Genomic DNA, 18,353 nt, shown 5'->3' with positions numbered 1-18,353 from the left:
GCCCCGCCTCAGCCGTGGTGGGGCAGAGCCATCCCGGTCAGCTTCTTGTAGAGCGAGACCGCGTAGCCGTCGGTCATGCCGGCGATGAAGTCGGTGAGATTGAGCAGCAACAGGTAGGGGTCGGTGACCCGATACCGCCGGCCGGAATCGGGGTCGTACTGGTAGAGGAACTGCTCCGGCACCAGGTTGGTCACAGTGCGCGAGCGCGGTGGGGCCTGCTTACCCTCCTCCAGGGCCACGGCGGTGTCGTGGACCGCCTCATGAAACAGGTCCAGCAAGCCGCCGATCACGCTGTAACCCGCCGCGCACACCCCCTGCACCTCCAGGTGGTCGTAGATCCGCTCCTGAGACACCCCGGCGATAGCGCGCAGGGCCTCACTGAATGGCAGGGTGTCGGTCAGTTCCCGCTCGAAGCGACCGGTCATGATCTCCGCCTCGTGATCCATGAAGGCGCGGGCGCTGGCCTCCACCAGCTCATTGATGGCGCGCGCACGCAGGTACTCCACCCGCTCCTTGTCGTCCCGCAGCCGGGCCAGGCGTCGCTCCACCGTGCCCTGGTCCTTGCCTCGGAGGAGGGCGCGGAAGTGATCGTGCACCGTGCGGTACTCCAGGATACCGAGCCGGAAGGCATCCTCGAAGTCGACGATCAGGTAGGCGATGTTATCCGCCGCCTCCATGACGAAGGCCAGCGGGTGGCGGCAGTAGGTGCGCGGGGCCTGCTTGAGCAGGCCGTTGGTCTGGGCCACAGCGCGGAAGAGATCGGCTTCGGCGACGAAATAGCCGTACTTCTTTCGGCTGATGCCGTAGCCGGGGTCGATGGCGTGGGCGGGGCAGGGGTACTTCAGGGCGGCGCCGAGGGTCGCGTAGGTCAATTGCAGACCACCGCGGTTGTCCGGGTTCTGCAGCCGGGTGACCACCCGGAAGCCCTGGGCATTGCCCTCGAAGTGCTCGAACTCCGCCCGCTGTGGCGGGCTTAACTCGTCCAGCGCCCGGCGGGCCACCGGACTGGTTCGCACCCAGTGGCGGATGGCGTCCTCGCCGGCATGGCCGAAGGGCGGGTTGCCGATGTCGTGGGCCAGGCAGGCGGCTGCCACGATGGCGCCGATGTCGCCGGGGGCCACCTCGGTGTAGCCCTCGCGACGGGTGATCGCCTCGCCCACCCGCGTGCCCAGGGAGCGCCCCACACAGGAGACCTCCAGGCTGTGGGTGAGCCGGGTGCGCACGTAGTCGCTCTCCGCCAGCGGGAAGACCTGGGTCTTGTCCTGCAGCCGGCGAAAGGCCGAGGAGAAGACGATACGGTCGAAATCCCGCTGGAAATCGGTGCGGAAACCGAGACTGCCTTCCTCGTCGGGGCGCCCGAGCCGTTGCTTGCTCAGCAACCGTTCCCAATCCATCGACGTTGCTTCAGGCTCCATGGCACCTCCATCGGTGGGGTTGTTGCGCGTTACCGGCCGTGGCGCCTAGTCTGAGGTCTCCGCCCATGAGAATGCCAGCGTTGCCCGCCCGATCCGTGGCGGAATGCGAATGGAGGTTGCAGAACGTGGCACCATCTTGGCATTCTGTGGTCAGATTTCCTAACCACTGTCTTTAACCACAGCCGATCCTTCAATGGAGGTGGAATCGATGGCGAAACGACCGGGAGCCATCCTGGGGATCTCGGATACCCGGAAATGGCCGTTGTCAGCATTGCGCGATCTCGCCGCGCAGGTGGAAAAGGAACTGGGCCAGCGGGCCAAAGCCAAAGCGGAAGCCAAAAAGGCCGCCAGAAAGAACAAGCGGTCAGCGCCCGAAAAGAATAAGGAACAAGGGCTGGCTGCCCTGGAAGAGAGCCTGCTGAAAGAGATTCAAGAGTACGAGCGGGGGCGCAAGGCGGGTGTGATCCGGGTCTGACCCATTGTCTGACTGCTTTTCCCGGTAGCACCGCCTTATTTCGGGGTTCAATGAGCCCGCTTTTCTAGCCCTTCCGGCTTGGGCCGCCTCGGTGGTTGGGGTAGCCTGTCGCCCCATGAACGCATCGAACGCCTCTCCCGCCCAGGGACCTGACGCAGGCATCCTAAGCCCGCGGGTCAAAGTCAACGAATCGCTCTCGCTCGGGCCCGGCAAGATCCGGCTGCTGCGCTGCGTGGGCGAGCACCGCTCCATCTCTGCCGCGGCGCGGGCCATGGGTATGCCCTACAAGCGGGCCTGGATGCTGCTCAACACGATAAACGAGGGGCTGGGGCACCCCGTGGTCGAGACCGTTGCCGGTGGCCGGGGTGGCGGCGGAACCCGCCTGACCCCGCTGGGTGAGGCCCTGCTCGAGCGCTACGATGCGCTGGAGGCGCGAATTCGCGAGGCCGCCCAGGCGGAATTGGCGGACTTACTGGCGCTGCACGAGCCCGGACGCCGGGCCTAACTGAAGTGAGCTTGGAATCACAGAAGCCTTCCGGTACATTGCTGCTTAACGCTATGTCCTATGTGACATAGCGGTTGCTACGAGGCGGGCCTGCCCCGAGTTGGGTGCAAAGTCCGCTACACAGGCAGGGATACCGTGATGGACGGAAGGACGCGAACGGCGATTGTGAGGGGGGTGAATGATGTGGCGTCGGCGGTTGCTCTGTCGCTGCATCAGGCCGGGTTTTTGGTCGTCATGGTGGACCGCCCGGCGCCGGCCGTTCATCGGCGGGGCCAAGCGTTTGCGGATGCGCTGTTTGACGGAGAATCCGAACTCGAGGGGGTGGTCGCATGCTGCATTGATGGCATGCCGGGGTGGCAGCGACGCTCGTGTGGGTTCATCGCGGTAACCGCGTGCGCGCTCCAGGAACTGCTGCCCGTCCTGGAGCCTGTGCTATTGGTTGATGCCCGGATGCGCAAACGTGACCAACCCGAAGACCAACGTGGCCTGGCGCCCCAGGTGATCGGGCTGGGGCCGAACTTTGCTGCCGGCCGGAACGTCGATGTTGCCGTAGAAACTGCCTGGGGCAAAGACCTGGGCCGGGTTGTTTACCGCGGTCGGACGCGGCCGCTGGCCGGGGAGCCGCGTTCGATCCAGGGTTATGGTCGCGAGCGCTACGTCTATGCGCCGTGCGCGGGTGTTATCGCGGGGGCACGCCAAATCGGTGAGCCGGTGAATGTCGGCGAGCCCGTGGCCCACCTGGGGCTCCGCCCGTTGCGGGCCCCGGTTACCGGGATCGTGCGGGGCGTGCTGCGTGACGGCGTCCGGGTTGCCCCAGGGGGCAAAGCGGTGGAGGTGGTGCCGGCAGGCACCAATGTGCACGGGGTTGCCGAAAGGCCCGCCGCGATCGCCAACGGTGTATTGCGTGCCGTCGGTCAGGGGTGAATAGTCGGGTGGCGCGCTGTGGAACAGCTCTGTCCGTCGGGATCAAAGCTTGCTGGATGAGGAAAGAAGGAATGACGAGATCACCATGCAGGGGGCAACCCCAAGGCGGGGAGGCTATTGCGCAGGTGGTGGGGGTTGCCGGGCTGATGAGCCTTTTTTTGATGATCGCTCTGCTTGTCACCGGGCCGGCGCAGGCGCAGCGCCCGCCCACGGTGGCGGCGGCCTCGGACCTGCAGTTCGCTATCGAGGATCTGGCGGCGCGCTTTACCGAAGAGACTGGCCAGCGGGTGCGGCTCAACTTCGGCTCCTCCGGCAACTTCCGCCGCCAGATCGCCCAGGGGGCGCCCTTCGAGCTTTACATGTCCGCCGACGAGGCCTATGTGGAGGCCCTGTACGAGTCCGGTCACCTGGAGGATGCCGGTGACCTCTACGCGGTTGGCCGGGTGGTGCTCATCACCCGTCAGGGCGCGTCGCTGGACCCGGAGGCGGGGCTGGCCGCCCTGGCCGGGGCCCTGGAGGCCGGCGAGATCCGCCGCTTCGCCATCGCCAACCCCGAGCACGCCCCCTACGGCGTGGCCGCCAAGCAGGCGCTGCAGTCCGCGGGCCTGTGGGAGGTCATCCAGCCGCACCTGGTGTTCGGCGAGAATGTCTCCCAGGCCGCCCAGTTCGCCTTGTCACCCGACGCCGATGGCGGCATCGTGGCCTGGTCGCTGGCCCTGGCGCCCTCCCTGGACCGGCGCTCCGACTGGGCGCTCATCCCGGAAGATCACCACGAGCCTCTGCGCCAGCGCATGGCCCTGGTGAAAGGGGCGGGGGAGACCGCCCGGGCCTTCTATGATTTTATCCTCAGTGACCCGGGCCGGGCGGTGTTGGCCGAGTATGGATTCATCACTCCGGACCCGGACTAAGGCGAGGAGCGGGAACGGACCCGACATGCAGGAGCCGCGGTAAATGGATTGGGAAGCACTGGAGGTCTCCCTGTGGCTGGCCTTCTGGACCTGCGTGGTGCTCACCCCGGTGGGCATCATCGTGGCCCGGCAGTTGGCCTGGCGCCGCTTCCGTGGCCGCGGTTTTGCCGAGGCCCTGGTAGCGCTGCCGCTGGTGTTGCCGCCCACGGTGCTGGGGTTCTACCTGCTGGTGGCCTTTGGCAGTGACTGGCCCATCGGGCAGTTCTGGCAATGGCTCACCGGCGGCACCCTGGTCTTCACCTTCGAGGGTATCCTGATCGCCTCCATCATCTTCAACCTGCCCTTTGCGGTGCAGCCGTTGCAGCGCGCCTTCGAGGCGATCCCCCACGAAGTGCGCGAGGCGGCCTGGTGCAGCGGCCTGTCCACCTGGCAGACGTTCTGGCGGGTGGAACTCCCTTTGGCCTGGCCGGGGCTGATCTCCGCCGTGGCCCTCACCTTTGCCCATACCCTGGGTGAATTTGGCGTGGTGCTCATGGTCGGCGGCAGCATCTCCGGCGAGACCAAGACCATCGCCATCGCCATCTACGACCGGGTGCAGGCCTTTGACGAGGCGGCGGCGGGCAATATGTCGGTCCTGCTGCTGCTGATCTCCTTCATCACCATCGGCATTGTCTACGGGCTGGCCGGGCGCCGGAGGGGGGTGCGTGTCTGAGCAGGGGCTGGCCATTCAGGTGGGGCAGGCCGCGCCGATCCCGCTGAACGCCGCGCTGGACTGCGCGCCGGGTGAGCTGCTGGCGCTGGTGGGGCCCTCCGGCAGCGGCAAGACAACCCTGTTGCGCAGTATCGCCGGGCTCTACCGGCCCAGCTCCGGCCGGATCGACTGCAACGGCGTCACCTGGTTCGACGCCGGCCGGGGCGTCAGCCTGGCGCCCCAGCGCCGGCGAGTGGGGGTGGTGTTTCAGGACTATGCCCTGTTCCCCCATCTCACCGCGCTACAGAATCTGGTGGTCGCCATGGGCCACCGGCCACGGGCCCAGCGCCGGGCGTGCGCGGCGGCGCTGCTCGCCCAGGTGCACCTGGAGGGCCTGGAAGACCGCTACCCGTCGGAGCTTTCCGGAGGCCAGCGCCAGCGGGTGGCCCTGGCCCGGGCGCTGGCACGCGATCCAGAAGTGCTGCTGATGGACGAACCCTTCTCTGCCGTCGACCAGGTGACCCGCCGCAAGCTGCAGCGTGAGCTGGCCCTGTTGCGTAGCGATCTGTCCATTCCGTTGGTGCTGGTCACTCACGACCTGGACGAGGCGGTGCGGTTGGCGGACCGGATCACCGTGCTGCACCGGGGGGTTACCCTGCAGACCGCCCCGCCGGATGAGTTGATGCTGCACCCGGCCTCCGCCGACGTGGCCCGCCTGGTCGGCCACCAGAACCTCTTCCGTGGGCGGGTGATCGCCAGCAACGCCGCCACCGGGCGGCTGTGGCTGGAGTGGCAGGGTCAGACCCTGGAGGCGACCTATAACCCGAGCTTTCCCCCGGGCAGCGAGGTCACCTGGCTGGCGCCGGCCTCCCACGTGCTGCTGCACCGGCGCGGCCGGCCCTCCCTGGGCGAGCGGGAGAACCCGGTGGCCGGGGTGGTGCGCGAGCTGGTGGTGCTGGGCGAGCAGACCAGCGTCACCCTGAGCCTTTCGGGGGGGGCCCCCCTCAACTTCACGGTGGGCACCCACGCCGCCCGGCGCAACGGCTTGGCGCCGGGGGAGGAGGCGCGGGTCTCGCTGCTGGCCGACGGTATCCACCTGATGGCGCCGGAGCCGGACCCACAACCCGCCACCCGCTGAAAGGACCGGATAAAAAAATCCCCCCGAGCCGGGGGGAAATGGCAGCCCTTGATGGCCGCCGGAGGAGAGCAGGCGTGGGTGCTCCTGTGCGTTGGATGGGGCGGTCAGCCCGCCAGCTCCGATATGGGCACCCGGCGGGCAGCGTAGTAATCCAGCGCGGCGAGCCGCTCGGTGGTGGCCCGCAACGGCCAGTCTTCCAGCTCGGTCTGAGGCAGGGGGCGGCGGAACCGCACCAACCCGTCCACCAGCCCGGGCCAGGGCCAGGCGCGGCTGTCGTCGGTCACCAGTGAGGCCAGCAGCGGACGGCCGCTGTGCCCGTCATCCTCTACCGCGGCCTCAAGGGCCCGGTCCACGCTGCTGTGGCTGGCCTCCGGCACCTGGCGGCGGAGAGCCCGCAACAGCTCGCTTTCCGAAATCAGGCGTCGTTCGCGGGCCACCTGCAGCAGCACCGAACGTGTCAGCAGCCGAACAGCGGGCGGCACCGTATGGCCCACGCGGGACGGCGTGGTGAGGTTCGGATCATGGTTCACGGCCTCGGCCGGGATGTCCGCAGCGCGGCGGCCGGGATGTTGCCAGAGCTGGCGGTTCACCGCCCCGGTAGTGTTCAGACGGTAGACGGGCGCATAGCGGCTGTCCGTGACCGGCGCCGAGGCGCGTCGTTCACTCAGGGGTTGATGGATTCGCTTGCTCATGGTGCCCCCTAATCTGGTGCGGCGGTTTTTCGGGTGCGGTTGGTGACTGTTGCTGGCGCGATGCGCCGGCAGTCGGCCAACAGCTTTATCGTCATCGGTCGGCCACCGGTTCGTGCTGGATACAAATCTGGTTCAGGTCTTTTCGCTGCAAGGTCTGTTCCTTCCGCCAGCAGTAGAAGGCCTCGTCCTTACCGTTCGCCCCAAGACAGCTACAGTCATGGCAGGTGCCGACCGTCAGCTGCGGGTTATCGGTCTCCAGCTCGGTCAGCAGCCCGGAGACGATGCGCTCCAGCGCCGCCTGATCGGCCGGCGGAAGGTGGCCGATCGCCTCGTTCAACCGGTTTTCAGGGTGGTCCCTAAGCGCCCGGGCACCGCTCTCGGTGACCGTGATCCGCGTGCTTCGCCCGTCCTCGCTGGAGCGGGTTTTGCTCACCAGCCCACGCCGCTCCAATACATTGACCACCTGAGAGGCCGTCCCCTTGGAGGTGGCGTTGTACGCCGCGAAGCCGGACACCGTGCGCGATGCCGGGTTGGCGATCGCGAAGTAGTTCAGCGCGATCCATTGCAGCGGCGTGACCTGATCGTGCGAGAGATTGCTCTCGCCGACGCGCACCAAGTAGCGCATCAGGGCACCGACGACAGCAGGTTGCAGACCAGAGGGCATAGGGCTTGTCCGTTTTGAATCGAAACGAGTTAGACAGATAGTAGCGAATCAAAACCAAGTAGGCAAGTATGAAAATGGCGCCCGCCTGGTGTCGCACCGTCGCAGTGCGAAGGGGCATCAGTGGTGCACTGGGGCGGGGTGGACACCACGGCGCTGATCATCGGCGACTTCTCCGCCGGCAACGACGGCGTGGTGCTCAAGGACACCGACCGGCTCGCCGACATCGCCGGCCAGCGTGTGCACCTGGTGGAGCTCTCCGTCTCCCACTACCTGCTGGCCCGGGCGCTGGAGTCTGTGGACATGACCGAGCGGGACATCCGCGAGGACGAAGTGGGTGAGCGGGCCCGCGCCGACATGGGCGATGCCGCCGGCACCGACCTGGCGGGCTACGAGGCGCAACTGGCCTCCACTGAGTTCTTCCACTCGGCGGCCGTCGCGGTGACCTTCATCACCGGCGAGCAGCCCCCGGAGACCATGGAGAGCGTCCGCCAGTTCGCCTTCGATCACGGCCTGCTGGGCGAGCGCGCCCCGAACCCCGACTTCGTCGGTATCCAGTTCCCCGACGGCGAGCCCATGCCCGACGAACCGGGGCCCGACCGGGGCGTGGTCTTCCAGAAGTACTCGGTCTTCCCCCACCTGACCGCCCTGCGCAACGTCATGCTGGCCATGGAGTTCACCCAGTCGCGCTTTCTCGGCCGGCTGTTCGGCGGCGCCCGCCGCAAGGCCCGGGCGCAGGCCGAGGCCATGCTGGAGGCGGTGGGTCTCGCCGACGGCCGACACCCTCAAGGGCCAGCACACCGCCCGCCTGCGCAAGGGCAACATGCTCTATTCGGACATGGGCGGGGTGCTGCTCTCCATGGTGGACGAGACATTGGGCTGGCACGACCCCATCGGCGGCATCACCACCGCCGAAGACATCCGCGCCCAGGGCAACGTCTACCTGACCACCGGCAGCCGGCTGATGTCCAACGAGGGCAACGTCATGCTCACCCTCACCGCCGACACCTGCGGCCGCCACGACACCCTGGGCGGGGCCTGCGCGGCCGAGTCCAACCAGGTGCGCTACGCCCTGGACAAGAAACCCATGCACTCCTGCCGCGACAACTACCTGCTCGCCATCCAGGAGAGCCACTACGGCCTCACCAAGCGGGATATTGTCAGCAACATCAACTTCTTCATGAACGTCCCGCTGACGCCGGACGGGGGGCTGACGTTCGAGGACGGCATCTCGGCGCCGGGCAAGTACGTGGAGATGCGTGCCGAGATGGACGTGATCGTGCTGGTCTCCAACTGCCCGCAGCTCAACAACCCCTGTAACGCCTACAACCCGACCCCCATCGAGATGATCATCTGGGACTGACCCGGACCGGACATCCCGGGCCGGGGACGACCCTGGCCGCCAGAACGAAAACGGCGGGAGGACCTGGACGTGGCCCTGCAGGCCGCCGAGGGCATCGGCTACGGTGCTGGAATCCATGAAGATGGAAATCCCCTTGGCCGCTGAACGGGCCGGGGTGGTGCGGCGGGTGCTGTGCGAGGGGACCCGGTGGGTGTGAACAGCCGGATGGGCACCTACACCAACTTCGTCAACCTGGCGGACTTCTGCGCCCTGTCGGTGCCCGCCGGGTTCCGTGCGGATGGCCTGCCTTTCGGGGGCACCCTGATCAGCGGCGCCTGGAAGGACGGTGAGCTCCAGGCCCTGGCCACCGAGTGGCTGAACCACCAGCCCACCCCCTTGGGTGCCACCGACCGGCCCCGCCCCGTGGAGCAGGCGGTGACGCCGGAAAGCGAGCCCACCACCGCACCGCGCTATCGCCTGCACGCCCTGCCGGACACGACCCCGCCCAAGCCGGGCCTGCGCCGGGTGGGCGACGACAGCGGGCGGTCCATCGTGCTGGAGGTCTGGCGGATGCCGGCCCACGCCTTCGGCTCGCTCGTGGACCTTATCCCGTCGCCGTTGGGGATCGGCAAGGTGGAACTGGCGGACGGCCGCTGGGTGAACGGCTTCGTGTGCGAGGGGTACGCCCTGGAGGGTGCCCGCGACGTGACGGATTTCGGTGGCCGGCGGGCCTATATTGAGCAGGGTCGATAGCGTGACGGCGCGCACCCTGCCTTTGAAAGGGGCGCATGGCAAACGGCGGCGGGATCACATCGTGCCGGGCACCAAAGCCCCGTGCCAAATCTGTATCATGCCGGTCTCCTGAAAAGGTGCAGCGTGAGGGGCACCGCGACCTCGCCGGGGCTGTGAGCCGTAACGGTTCGGTCTGACACCGGGGCTCGCGGGGTGCCTATGCGGACCCGGCCACCGGGCGGTCTTGAATCCATTACCAACGAGCGAGATCAAATAATGGGTGCGAGCACGGCTTTCGTCGCAATGGCGGCGCTTTTCTGGGGGTTGTCCGGCGGTATCGGCGGAATCCTCATGGCCGATGGCTGGGACCCGTTCGTCGTCTCCTTCTACCGGGGCGCGATCGGCTTGCTGTGCGTTCTCGCCTGGCTGATGCTGCGCCCGCAGGGCAGTGGGCTGGGCAATCGCCGGCTGTGGTTCTGGTCGGCGGTGGCCGGGCTCGGCGTGGCCGGCAACTTCTCGTTCTATTTCCTGAGCATCGCGAACGGCAGCGTGGCGGTGGCGGCGACGTTGATGTACTGCGCGCCGGTGTTCGTGTACCTCGTCTCGTTCGCGCTGAAGCTGGAACGCCCCACCACCCTGAAGTGGGCCGCGATCGCGGTGGTCATGGTGGGCATCGCGCTGCTGACGCAGATCTACGACATCAGTGGCAGCGGTCTGACGGCGATTGGCGTGGGCGCCGGGCTGCTGTCCGGGCTGTCCTACGCGATCTTCATCTTCGGATTCAAGTATGCGGCGCCGCACGGCAGCCCGCAGGCGATTCTCTGCATTGCGTTTGCGGTACTGGCCGTCATCCTGATCTGGCCGGGCGATGCCGGGCAGATGGTCGTTGCCCTGAGCACGCCGGACTGGCCGTGGTTCGTGGCACTGGGCGTGCTCGGCGCAGGATTGTCGTTCGTGCTCTATATCATCGGCCTGAACCATACGGCCCCGGCGGTGGCCTCGATCGTGGCCATGGTGGAGCCGGTGACCGCGTCCTTGTTCGGCGTCGTGGTCTTGAGCGAGAGCCTGGTGGCAATGCAAGTCTTGGGCATGGCGCTGATATTGGTTACGGTGACGGCGCTGAGCGTGCATTCCAGAGCCGCACGGCCACCTTCCCATTTGACCGATAACTGATCAGCGTCCCTGCCTGCCCGGATGGGGCCATGCAACCATCCGGGGAGAGGCAGATGGACCTTCCTACTCCATGCCTAGGGCATTGGGGCAAAAGGGAAAAAGCGGGTTTATGTTGCCGACGCCCTCACTTTGACTAGACTGTTCGGACAAAGCAGGCAGTTAATCCAAGCATCAGACCGGGGCCTTTTTCATTGAGCCGTTGAGCACCTGGTGGTGTGACCCGTGGAAAATCGGGCTGCAGTGCACGATTTTTCTTAAAACAGTAAGGGGTACGTCCAATGGCAGCAGCTCCGGAAAATACAGACCTTTCATCCTGGGTGGATCCAACGCTGGATTCGGTGCGCGGAACGGAAACGCCCAAGGATCCCAATAAGGGCTACATCGCCCTTCTGGGCTGGAGTGTTAATGCCATCAAGGCGGCGCAGAAATTCGACCGTCGTTATGTGGTTGTTGCGCCTGATTGGGCTGAGGATTTCTGCAAGGCAAACAAGATTCCGTATGTTCGCTGGGATTTCTTGCGCCTGAATGACCGTTCCCTGGAGATTGCCGAAGTGCTCAAGGAAGAGGGCGTTGATGTCGCCATTCCACTGTTCGAGGAGACGGTTGAATGGGCGGGCGCAATCAATTCCGTTCTGTTAGGTAATCCCCGCATTTACGGGCAGTCTATCCTATTCCGTGACAAGGCGTTGATGAAACGTCGTGCCCAGCTTGGTGGTATTCGTGTGGGGATATTCGAGGAAGCCCACGAGAAAGAGGACGTCATTCGTTTCATGAAGCGCGTTAACCAGACGCTGCTCAAGCTTGATGGCGATCCCGATGACCCGATTCACCTCAAGGCATTCGACAAGGCGGGTTGCCTTGGGCACCGGATGATCAAAAGCGTGGAAGAGATCGACCACATTCCGGACGAAGAGTATCCCTTGCTGATGGAAAGCCACCTTGATGGCTGGGAGTTTGCTGTCGAGGCCTGGATTCACGATGGCAAGATCAAGTTCCTCAATATCTCCGAGTACGTGACTCTGGGCTATTCGGTATTCGTTCCCGCCACCAAGGAGCTTGAGAGCTGGCGCGACGCGGTTACCAAGCAAATCGAGAAGTTGATCAAGACGTTCGATATCCAGTTCGGGCTGATTCATCCAGAGTATTTCGTGACCGCGGACGGTGAGATGTACTTCGGCGAGGTCGCTTATCGCCCGCCCGGGTTCAAGGCCTTCGAGCTTATCGAGCGTGCCTACGGGTTCAATGCCTATCAGGCATCGATGCTGGTCTTCGACCCCAAGAGCACCGAGGAGGAGGTGAATGCCTTCTTCCCGCGCGAGGTGGTCGACGCGAAGGGCTACGCGGGCTGCTTCGGGGTGTATCCGCGCCGCCGGGTTGTCAGCAAGCTGGAAATGCCCAAGGAGACCATAGAGCACCCCTATTTCGAATCGCACGAACTGGTCGCGCCGGCCGAAGAGACGGTGCCGGAGCGCTCGGCGTTCGGCACCCACTGGGGGCTCATATTCTTCTTCGGCGACGACCCGATCACGATGCGGGAGCTGCTCAGGGCCCAGGAGGAGTTGGACTTCTACGTCTAGGGAGACGCTGAATTAAGTTGTCACGGCGAGGAGCAAAGGGTAGGCCGCCCCACCGTCGCTGCGAGGAGGCGAAGCCGACGTGGCAGTCTACCGCCCTGGATCGCCGCGGGCCTTCGGCCCTCGCGATGACGGGGGAAAGCGTTCGGCCCTCTTGAAGAACTGGACTGTGCCGGAAGCGGAAGGTCGCCCCCACCGTCACTGCGAGGAGGCGAAGCCGACGTGGCAGTCTACCGCCCTGGATCGCCACGGGCCTTCGGCCCTCGCGATGACGGGGGAAAGCGTTCGGCCCTCGCGATGACCGGGGGAAAGCCTTCGGCCCTCGCGATGATGGGGGTACGCCGTTATTCGTTCATTCGGGCCTGCGCAGCGGGCGGCAGGGCGCGCAATGACCGGAGATGGCTTTGCTCAAGGCCTTTTGCCGCAGGCGTTGCTCTTGGTGCGCGGAGCGCCTCGGGGTGATTCCGAGGCGTTCTCCGCTGTTGAATCCGGTCTTTGCCAGGGGCGGGTGGACGGATCGGCCTGCACCGCCCAGTATGGTGGGTGACATCACCTGGCAGGAGTCCTGCGCATGCGCGTGTTCGCCAACCCGGTCGGTGGGGGCTCGCTTTGGTTCGATAACTTGGCCACCGCCGACGGTACCCCGGTCGCTTACGACCCCCAGGCACGGGCTTTCCTGCCCATGCCGCCGTTCTGCGCCAACCGGGACGTCATCGGCTGCAACTGGATTGCGCCGGAGGAGGGGGCCTTCTGCCGCTCCTGCGCCATGACGGCGTTGGCCCCGGACCCGTCGATCCCGAACGCGATTCCCAACTGGGCGAAAACGGAGGCAGCCAAGCGGTGGGTGCTGGACAACCTGGGGCGCTGGCACTGGTTCCGGCCAGAGGACCCCGGGGCGCGGCCGGTGTTCCACATGCTGGCCGAGGGCCCCACGCCGGTGCCCATGGGGCATGCCGAGGGGGTGGTTACGATCAGTGTGGAGGAGGTGGATCCGGTACTGGTCGCCACCCGGCGCGAGGCGCTGCAAGAGCCCTATCGCACCATGATTGGCCACATGCGCCACGAGATCGCGCATATGCTGTGGTGGCGGCTGAGTCTGCGTAATGATTTCCTGGACGCGTTCCGCGCCATGTTCGGTGATGAGCGAATCGATTATCGGGCATCGTTGCAGTACTATTTTGAGAACGGCCCGCCTCCCGAGTGGCGGCAGTACTACCTCACCACCTACGCCTCGTCCCATCCCCACGAGGACTGGGCGGAGACGGCCGCGCACCTGTTGCATCTGACGGATATCACCGACAGCTTCGTGGCCTCGGGTCTGTCAATGCCGCAGCTTCCGCATGCGGGCTGGGATCCCTACTCCGAGCCGGACCCGGACAGGTTGATTCACATCGCGGCGTCGCTCTCGGTGGGCGTCAACCACGTCAACCGCTCCATGGGGCTGCCGGATCTCTACCCCTTCGTGCTCTCAAACCACGCCCGCCACAAGCTGGCCTTTGTGCATGGTTGGCTGCGGCGCGGGGCCCAAGGGCGTTGAGCCGTGGCCACCCCCCGCTGGCCCCCGCAGCCCTCCACCGCCTGTAGCAGGAGGGCTACGGGGCGGAGCGGTTCCGTGCCAGGCAGCGGACGACTGCCCTTGCCGGCCCTGACCGGGGCTCGGTCAGGTGGTTTTCTCCGGCGTTGTGGACGGCTCGCCGTCATCCGGCTTCTCTCCGCCCTGATGGCCCAGTGAATTGGCCTGGTCCAGGCGTGGGTGGTTGTCCAGGAACTCCCGATGCGGATCCGCCAGGGCGTCCAGCGCCTGCAGGCTGCGGGTGATGGCGTGGATGGCCGCCAGCACATCGCGGGTGTTGCCGGTCTCGGAGATGGTGTGCATGTTCCGGATCGGGAAGCCGATGGAGGTGGCCACGCAGTCCACGGAGGCGAGCACGCCGGCCATGCCGTCGGTACCGGTGTCGTTCCCCACAACGTCGCGCTGCATGGGGATCTGTTGCGCCTTGGCGGTGCTTTCGATGATCCGGTTGAGCTGCTCGCTGGCCACGGCACCCACCGACAGGGTGAAGCCCTTACCCATCTCCAGCGGCTGCATGCGCCGGTCGCCGATACCGGGGGCGGCCACGTAGTCGTGGTTCACGTCCACGGCGATGATGGCATCGGGCTTGAGCTCCCCGGCCAGTACCCGGCTGCCGAAGCGGCCGATCTCCTCGTAGCTGGCGATGGCGAACAACACCCTGACCTTTTCCGTGCCGCCGGCCTCGGCGATCAGCCGGGCCACCTCGGCGGTGACGAAGCAGCCCAGGCCGTTGTCCAGGTAGGCGCCATAGAAGGTGTCGGGGCTGAAACCGTGGCGGATGGGGCGGTTGAACAGGATCGAATCCCCGGGGCGCACGCCCAGGTTCTCCACCTGCTGCTTTTTGTTTTCGCCGTGGATCTGCAGGTCCAGGTAGATCTGCTCTTTCTTGATGCCCTGCTCGCCGGTGCGCTGCTTCGGGTCGGAGAAGTGGATGGCGCCCAGCGCCTCCACGGTGCCGCCCTCGATGCGCCGGTATTGGCCCGGGGCCTCGGGGTCCTCGCTGAAGAGCGTGACCTCGTGGCCGACCAGTACGTTGGGCAGGAAGGCGTCGGTGTTGATCCAGATCTTGCCGTCGTCGCCGATGGAGCGGACCTGCATGCGGATCTTGTCCGCGTGGCCGATCACCATGACCTTGAACAGGTCATCACGGCCCGGGTGGGTATCCAGCACCACGCCGGCGTGGCCCTTGAACTGGTGCAGGTGCCAGTCCGCGGGCGCGAACCCCTCGAAGTGGGGCTTGAGCACGCCGTAGGTCATGGCGCCCTCCAGCCCCACCGGGCTGGGGGCGGCCAGGATGCGCCGCATCAGCTCGAATTGCGGCTCGGGCATGGGGTTCGTCCAGGGGGCATTGCTCATGACACACACTCTCTCTTGTCAGGGGTGGGGCGTCGAGCATCGTATGGGGGGCAGCGCAGGAGGACAACCGGTTCGTTGCCCGGCCGGTCCTGGGAAGTCAATATCTCGGTATGTCGCTGGCCACGTCGACCATCTCCCGGGCCCAGCATTCGACGAGGCTGCGGTAGATGTGGGGGCGTGTTTCCGGGTCGGCGGTGATCGCGGGTTCGAGCTTAGCGGCGGTGGCCAGGATCTCTTCTAACGGCTGCCATTCGGTGGTCTCCGCCAGGGTCGCCAGCAGGGCTTGTGCCGGGCCGTTATCGCTGGTGATCTGGTGGCCGGTAACGCCCTCGAAGGTCAGACGCGCGCCCGGCGCATGCAGGATGACTTGTGGCTTGATCCGCCCGCGCAGGTAGTGGCCCTGAAATATGTCGATGCTGGGCCGTAACGGCTCGCTGCGTTGCGTGATCAGCAGGGAGTGCCGGAAGCGCCGGTTCACCACGTAGTCCAGGTATTGTTCCGCCATCAATGGCGCCAGGCTCCCGTCCAGCAATGCCTCCCGTGCCTGCGGTGACTGCAGGGTTGGCCAACCGCGGGACAGATCGACATCCCCGACGTAGTCCAGCTCGTGCTCCGCGGCCCAGGCAATGAACTGGAGGAAAAAGCAGGGGTCGTTGACAGTGTCCAGGTCATCATGGAACAGGGCGTTGGTTGTGCTTTGCTGCAAATGCTTTATCTCGTGGTGCAGCAGGGGGGCGTGGGGGTGTTCGGCGTCACCCAGTGCCCGTTGCAACCGGCCCAGGATGTCATCGGCACCTTGGCGCACCTGCCGGGGGTCGCTCACCGCACTCAGGTGAAGCTGCAGCAGTTGGCGGAGGTTTTCGCGGAAACTCCAACCCGGGTAGGTGTTGTAACTGATCAGGGCCACCCCGTCAGCCGCGAGATGACCACGGCAAAGCTGGAAGATGCGTTCCTTGACCCCATCGGGCACCCACGACAGAAGGCCGTGGGCGAGTATGTAGTCAAACTTGACAGCTCCGAGGTCCAGTTCACACAGATCGCCCTGCCGCAATTCGATATTGTCCAACCCTCTGGCCCGAATGTGCCGCTGTCCTTGCCCGATATGAGACTCCGCCAGGTCAATACCGAGACACCGGGCATCGGGCAGGTCTGCAGCGATCTCGATCAGGTTGCCGGCGGCACCGCAGCCCAGATCCAGAATCGTCGCGGTGGCGGGGTTGGGCACGGTGGCATGCCCGTGCAGCCGGGCCAACGGTGCCAGGCGGACAGGGTGGAGTTGAGGGAAAATGCCGTCGGCATAAGGGACCGACTCATACCGCTGGCGGAGTTCGCCATGCCGGTCCCTTTGCTCCGGCATGGTCAGCGGGCCGTGGTGGCCTGAACGCGCCGGCTGCTGAGGCGCACCGCCAGGCTACCCAGCCACCAGGCGGCTGCGCCCCCTGCGAACAGCAGCAGTGACGAGGGCTCCGGGATCGCGGTGGTACCGATATCGCCGGTCTGCAGCGAGGCATCGGGGCTGTCATTGAACGCCCATTGGTGAACGGTAATGAAATCGCCCTCATCCTGAATGGAAACCTCCATCCAGCCGTAGTAACTCTGGTCATCGATCAGCGAGAGCAGGCCCACATAGCCGGAGGAGCCATCGGGCCAGTGGGAGGTTCGGGCCCTTAGCTGGGAATCGCTGTTCAGCCAGTCCAGCGCATCGTCGACAAGGGCGCCTTCGGGGAGTTGGCCCACAGACGACCCAGGATAGTGGATACTGTTGCCACCGGTGGTTTCCACCTCGAAGGCGTACTTCGAGGCCATTTTTGCCGCTAACGTCCCCTGCTTGGAGTCGTCATAGGTATCGCTCTTACGGGTGGTGATGAAGAAGTCCGGCTCATCACGACCGAAGGGGTTGATCGCAAAGGGATCGCTGTAGAAGCTCAACACCTGATCAATCTGGCCGCTGGTGATCAGCCCGGCTGTCGCGCTCCCCGTGGCCCCCAAGGTGGCCGCGCCCCCCAAAGCCACCGCCGACAGGCGGGTGGTCCGGAACCGATTTTCCCTTGAATCATGCATTCAGTGCACCTCGACGCCATGTTTTTCGATAGGGCGGCCGCTTTTCCATCGCCCCCCTTTAGGTCTGGTCACGCAAATCCTTGTTTTTTGCATAGCAATAAACGCGCCACACTGGGTGTTTTTCCCTCTATGACATAGGGTTGGATGGAGAGGTTGGGGCACGTCAGGTGCTGGCTGGCCCGGTCTGTAAAGGTTGCTGACAAAAGGACAGGGGATTCCCGGTAGCAATCGACACCCTGCTTGGAAGAGAAAGCTAAGCGCAGCGGGCTACAGTCAGCCATCTCATGAAGGCGCGCGGCCTCATGGCTTCTCCCCTCTCACTCCGCAGCGCTCACATGGACTCCTGGCTACGGCAATAAAAGGCCTGTGGCCACGTTGCTTTGAAGTACGCCCGCCTCGCCGGCCAGAGGAAGGTGTCGTCGCGAAAGCCGTAGTTGCGGGCGCGGAGAGCCTGGGCCTCGGCGAGGGGCAGCGGGCCGTCCACCACGAGGGCGTGGTTGCGGTTGTCGCCTACGGGCGGGGCGATACGCAAATCCGGGAACTCGGTGCAGGGAATGGGCTGGCCCCGCTCGTCCGCCCGGATCTGGAGCGCGGTCTGGGTGAGGTCGACACGCGCCTCGCGCACGTGCTGGCCTGCCTCGGCATCGATGGCGCTACGTGCCTCGATCATCGAGCGGTCCAGTTCCTCCCGGAGCAAGGCGTCGAGCTGGCCCCGCAGATGCTCGCGAGCCTGGGTCTCGATGTATTTGTCGATACTGCTGTACCACACGCGTTCAGGGTGCCGAGGCCGAGGGCGCCGAGGACCGCGGTGAGGGCGAGGAGGCCGCCGAACATCTTCGAGCGGGCCTTGAGGTAGACCTCGTGGGCCCAGAGGTCGTCATGGACCTGGCGCATCCGGGAGAGTTCCGCCTCGAGCCGCTCCACCTCGCGGGTGAGGCGCTCGTTCTCCTCCCGTTGCGGCTGCGCATCATGGCCGGCCATGCGTGTCTCCTCTGGCGCCTTGACCGTCATGGTCAAGCTTAGGTCAGGGGCGGTGGGCGCACCAGGGAAGCTGGCATAATGCTGTCATTCCGGCGTCTAAACAGCCCAAATGCAGGCAAAAAAAAGCAGCTACGTTTCCGTAACTGCCTGAT

At 65.6% G+C, this 18,353-nt stretch carries 19 protein-coding genes; 11 read left to right on the top strand and 8 right to left on the bottom strand.

All coding sequences use genetic code 11. The features are described from left to right. Positions 1-8: 8 nt before the first annotated feature. On the bottom strand, positions 9-1,415 hold the full coding sequence (locus MLG_RS09805; RefSeq protein WP_011629665.1) for a deoxyguanosinetriphosphate triphosphohydrolase: 1,407 nt from the start codon (positions 1,413-1,415) through the stop codon (positions 9-11). Positions 1,416-1,623: 208 nt separating this feature from the next. Here MLG_RS09805 and MLG_RS09800 point away from each other — a divergent pair, with 208 nt between their 5' ends. From MLG_RS09800 to MLG_RS09775, 6 genes are all read left to right on the top strand, one after another. Beyond that, positions 1,624-1,890 (top strand): hypothetical protein, encoded by a 267-nt coding sequence (locus MLG_RS09800; protein WP_041718009.1) that lies wholly within the window; start codon positions 1,624-1,626, stop codon positions 1,888-1,890. 115 nt (positions 1,891-2,005) lie between these two features. Next, on the top strand, positions 2,006-2,395 hold the full coding sequence (locus MLG_RS09795; RefSeq protein WP_011629663.1) for a winged helix-turn-helix domain-containing protein: 390 nt from the start codon (positions 2,006-2,008) through the stop codon (positions 2,393-2,395). Positions 2,396-2,533: 138 nt separating this feature from the next. Further along, positions 2,534-3,319: a xanthine and Co dehydrogenase maturation factor gene (locus MLG_RS09790; RefSeq protein WP_011629662.1), complete on the top strand. Its 786-nt coding sequence runs from the start codon at positions 2,534-2,536 to the stop codon at positions 3,317-3,319. Between the two features lie 161 nt (positions 3,320-3,480). Continuing rightward, entirely contained in the window at positions 3,481-4,227 is a 747-nt protein-coding gene (gene modA, locus MLG_RS09785) for a molybdate ABC transporter substrate-binding protein (protein ID WP_198003222.1), read from the top strand. A 43-nt stretch (positions 4,228-4,270) separates the two neighbouring features. Then, positions 4,271-4,939 carry a molybdate ABC transporter permease subunit gene (gene modB / locus MLG_RS09780; protein WP_011629660.1) on the top strand — a complete coding sequence of 223 codons (669 nt, stop codon included), beginning with the start codon at positions 4,271-4,273 and terminating at the stop codon, positions 4,937-4,939. Then, positions 4,932-6,056, top strand: a complete 1,125-nt coding sequence (locus MLG_RS09775) for an ABC transporter ATP-binding protein (protein ID WP_011629659.1) — start codon at positions 4,932-4,934, stop codon at positions 6,054-6,056. Before modB ends, MLG_RS09775 begins: the two co-directional genes overlap by 8 nt. 104 nt (positions 6,057-6,160) lie before the next feature. On the opposite strand, the gene MLG_RS15465 is transcribed toward MLG_RS09775, so the two are convergent. From MLG_RS15465 to MLG_RS15460, 3 genes are all read right to left on the bottom strand, one after another. Further along, entirely contained in the window at positions 6,161-6,748 is a 588-nt protein-coding gene (locus MLG_RS15465; RefSeq protein WP_011629658.1) for a hypothetical protein, read from the bottom strand. Between the two features lie 91 nt (positions 6,749-6,839). Beyond that, entirely contained in the window at positions 6,840-7,412 is a 573-nt protein-coding gene (locus MLG_RS14870; protein ID WP_011629657.1) for a MarR family winged helix-turn-helix transcriptional regulator, read from the bottom strand. A 117-nt stretch (positions 7,413-7,529) separates the two neighbouring features. Then, on the bottom strand, positions 7,530-8,234 hold the full coding sequence (locus tag MLG_RS15460) for a hypothetical protein (RefSeq protein WP_041718007.1): 705 nt from the start codon (positions 8,232-8,234) through the stop codon (positions 7,530-7,532). Between MLG_RS15460 and MLG_RS09755 the strand changes: the two genes are divergently transcribed. The 5 genes from MLG_RS09755 (at position 8,233) to MLG_RS09735 (ending at position 13,767) form a co-directional block, all read left to right on the top strand. Beyond that, on the top strand, positions 8,233-8,772 hold the full coding sequence (locus MLG_RS09755; RefSeq protein ID WP_011629656.1) for a DUF1989 domain-containing protein: 540 nt from the start codon (positions 8,233-8,235) through the stop codon (positions 8,770-8,772). The genes MLG_RS15460 and MLG_RS09755 overlap by 2 nt on opposite strands. A gap of 186 nt (positions 8,773-8,958) precedes the next feature. Next, on the top strand, positions 8,959-9,504 hold the full coding sequence (locus MLG_RS09750; protein ID WP_198003221.1) for an allophanate hydrolase-related protein: 546 nt from the start codon (positions 8,959-8,961) through the stop codon (positions 9,502-9,504). A gap of 255 nt (positions 9,505-9,759) precedes the next feature. Beyond that, entirely contained in the window at positions 9,760-10,656 is an 897-nt protein-coding gene (locus tag MLG_RS09745) for a DMT family transporter (RefSeq protein ID WP_041718005.1), read from the top strand. Positions 10,657-10,934: 278 nt separating this feature from the next. Beyond that, the gene (locus MLG_RS09740) at positions 10,935-12,233 is read left to right on the top strand and encodes an ATP-grasp domain-containing protein (protein ID WP_011629653.1); all 1,299 of its coding nucleotides are present in this window, start codon (positions 10,935-10,937) and stop codon (positions 12,231-12,233) included. 568 nt (positions 12,234-12,801) lie between these two features. Beyond that, positions 12,802-13,767, top strand: coding sequence for a zinc-binding metallopeptidase family protein (locus MLG_RS09735; protein ID WP_011629652.1), 966 nt, complete (start codon positions 12,802-12,804; stop codon positions 13,765-13,767). Between the two features lie 123 nt (positions 13,768-13,890). Here the strand turns inward: MLG_RS09735 and MLG_RS09730 are convergent, their stop codons facing one another. The 4 genes from MLG_RS09730 to MLG_RS09715 form a co-directional block, all read right to left on the bottom strand. Further along, complete coding sequence (locus tag MLG_RS09730; protein WP_011629651.1) at positions 13,891-15,159, bottom strand: M20/M25/M40 family metallo-hydrolase; 1,269 nt, start codon at positions 15,157-15,159, stop codon at positions 13,891-13,893. A gap of 97 nt (positions 15,160-15,256) precedes the next feature. Next, positions 15,257-16,516, bottom strand: coding sequence for a class I SAM-dependent methyltransferase (locus MLG_RS09725; RefSeq protein ID WP_011629650.1), 1,260 nt, complete (start codon positions 16,514-16,516; stop codon positions 15,257-15,259). Positions 16,517-16,518: 2 nt separating this feature from the next. Then, positions 16,519-17,220: a PEP-CTERM sorting domain-containing protein gene (locus MLG_RS09720; RefSeq protein ID WP_011629649.1), complete on the bottom strand. Its 702-nt coding sequence runs from the start codon at positions 17,218-17,220 to the stop codon at positions 16,519-16,521. Positions 17,221-17,551: 331 nt separating this feature from the next. After that, positions 17,552-17,989, bottom strand: coding sequence for a hypothetical protein (locus tag MLG_RS09715; protein WP_011629648.1), 438 nt, complete (start codon positions 17,987-17,989; stop codon positions 17,552-17,554). Between the last annotated feature and the right edge of the window lie 364 nt (positions 17,990-18,353).

The organism is Alkalilimnicola ehrlichii MLHE-1 (assembly GCF_000014785.1).
GTDB classification, from domain to species: domain Bacteria; phylum Pseudomonadota; class Gammaproteobacteria; order Nitrococcales; family Halorhodospiraceae; genus Alkalilimnicola; species Alkalilimnicola ehrlichii.
Note: the sequence above shows the minus strand (reverse complement) of the source record. Positions and strands in the feature narration are given on the sequence as shown.

Bases quoted from the DNA above. Each gene is read 5' to 3' on its own strand.
- MLG_RS15465 (WP_011629658.1), bottom strand. From the start codon at position 6,748: ATGAGCAAGCGAATCCATCAACCCCTGAGTGAACGACGCGCCTCGGCG.
- MLG_RS09805 (WP_011629665.1), bottom strand. From the start codon at position 1,415: ATGGAGCCTGAAGCAACGTCGATGGATTGGGAACGGTTGCTGAGCAAG.
- MLG_RS09730 (WP_011629651.1), bottom strand. From the start codon at position 15,159: ATGAGCAATGCCCCCTGGACGAACCCCATGCCCGAGCCGCAATTCGAG.
- MLG_RS09795 (WP_011629663.1), top strand. From the start codon at position 2,006: ATGAACGCATCGAACGCCTCTCCCGCCCAGGGACCTGACGCAGGCATC.
- MLG_RS14870 (WP_011629657.1), bottom strand. From the start codon at position 7,412: ATGCCCTCTGGTCTGCAACCTGCTGTCGTCGGTGCCCTGATGCGCTAC.
- MLG_RS09745 (WP_041718005.1), top strand. From the start codon at position 9,760: ATGGGTGCGAGCACGGCTTTCGTCGCAATGGCGGCGCTTTTCTGGGGG.
- MLG_RS09755 (WP_011629656.1), top strand. From the start codon at position 8,233: ATGCTCTATTCGGACATGGGCGGGGTGCTGCTCTCCATGGTGGACGAG.
- MLG_RS09740 (WP_011629653.1), top strand. From the start codon at position 10,935: ATGGCAGCAGCTCCGGAAAATACAGACCTTTCATCCTGGGTGGATCCA.
- modA (WP_198003222.1), top strand. From the start codon at position 3,481: ATGATCGCTCTGCTTGTCACCGGGCCGGCGCAGGCGCAGCGCCCGCCC.
- modB (WP_011629660.1), top strand. From the start codon at position 4,271: ATGGATTGGGAAGCACTGGAGGTCTCCCTGTGGCTGGCCTTCTGGACC.
- MLG_RS09790 (WP_011629662.1), top strand. From the start codon at position 2,534: ATGGACGGAAGGACGCGAACGGCGATTGTGAGGGGGGTGAATGATGTG.
- MLG_RS09735 (WP_011629652.1), top strand. From the start codon at position 12,802: ATGCGCGTGTTCGCCAACCCGGTCGGTGGGGGCTCGCTTTGGTTCGAT.
- MLG_RS09720 (WP_011629649.1), bottom strand. From the start codon at position 17,220: ATGCATGATTCAAGGGAAAATCGGTTCCGGACCACCCGCCTGTCGGCG.
- MLG_RS15460 (WP_041718007.1), bottom strand. From the start codon at position 8,234: ATGTTGCCCTTGCGCAGGCGGGCGGTGTGCTGGCCCTTGAGGGTGTCG.
- MLG_RS09800 (WP_041718009.1), top strand. From the start codon at position 1,624: ATGGCGAAACGACCGGGAGCCATCCTGGGGATCTCGGATACCCGGAAA.
- MLG_RS09725 (WP_011629650.1), bottom strand. From the start codon at position 16,516: ATGCCGGAGCAAAGGGACCGGCATGGCGAACTCCGCCAGCGGTATGAG.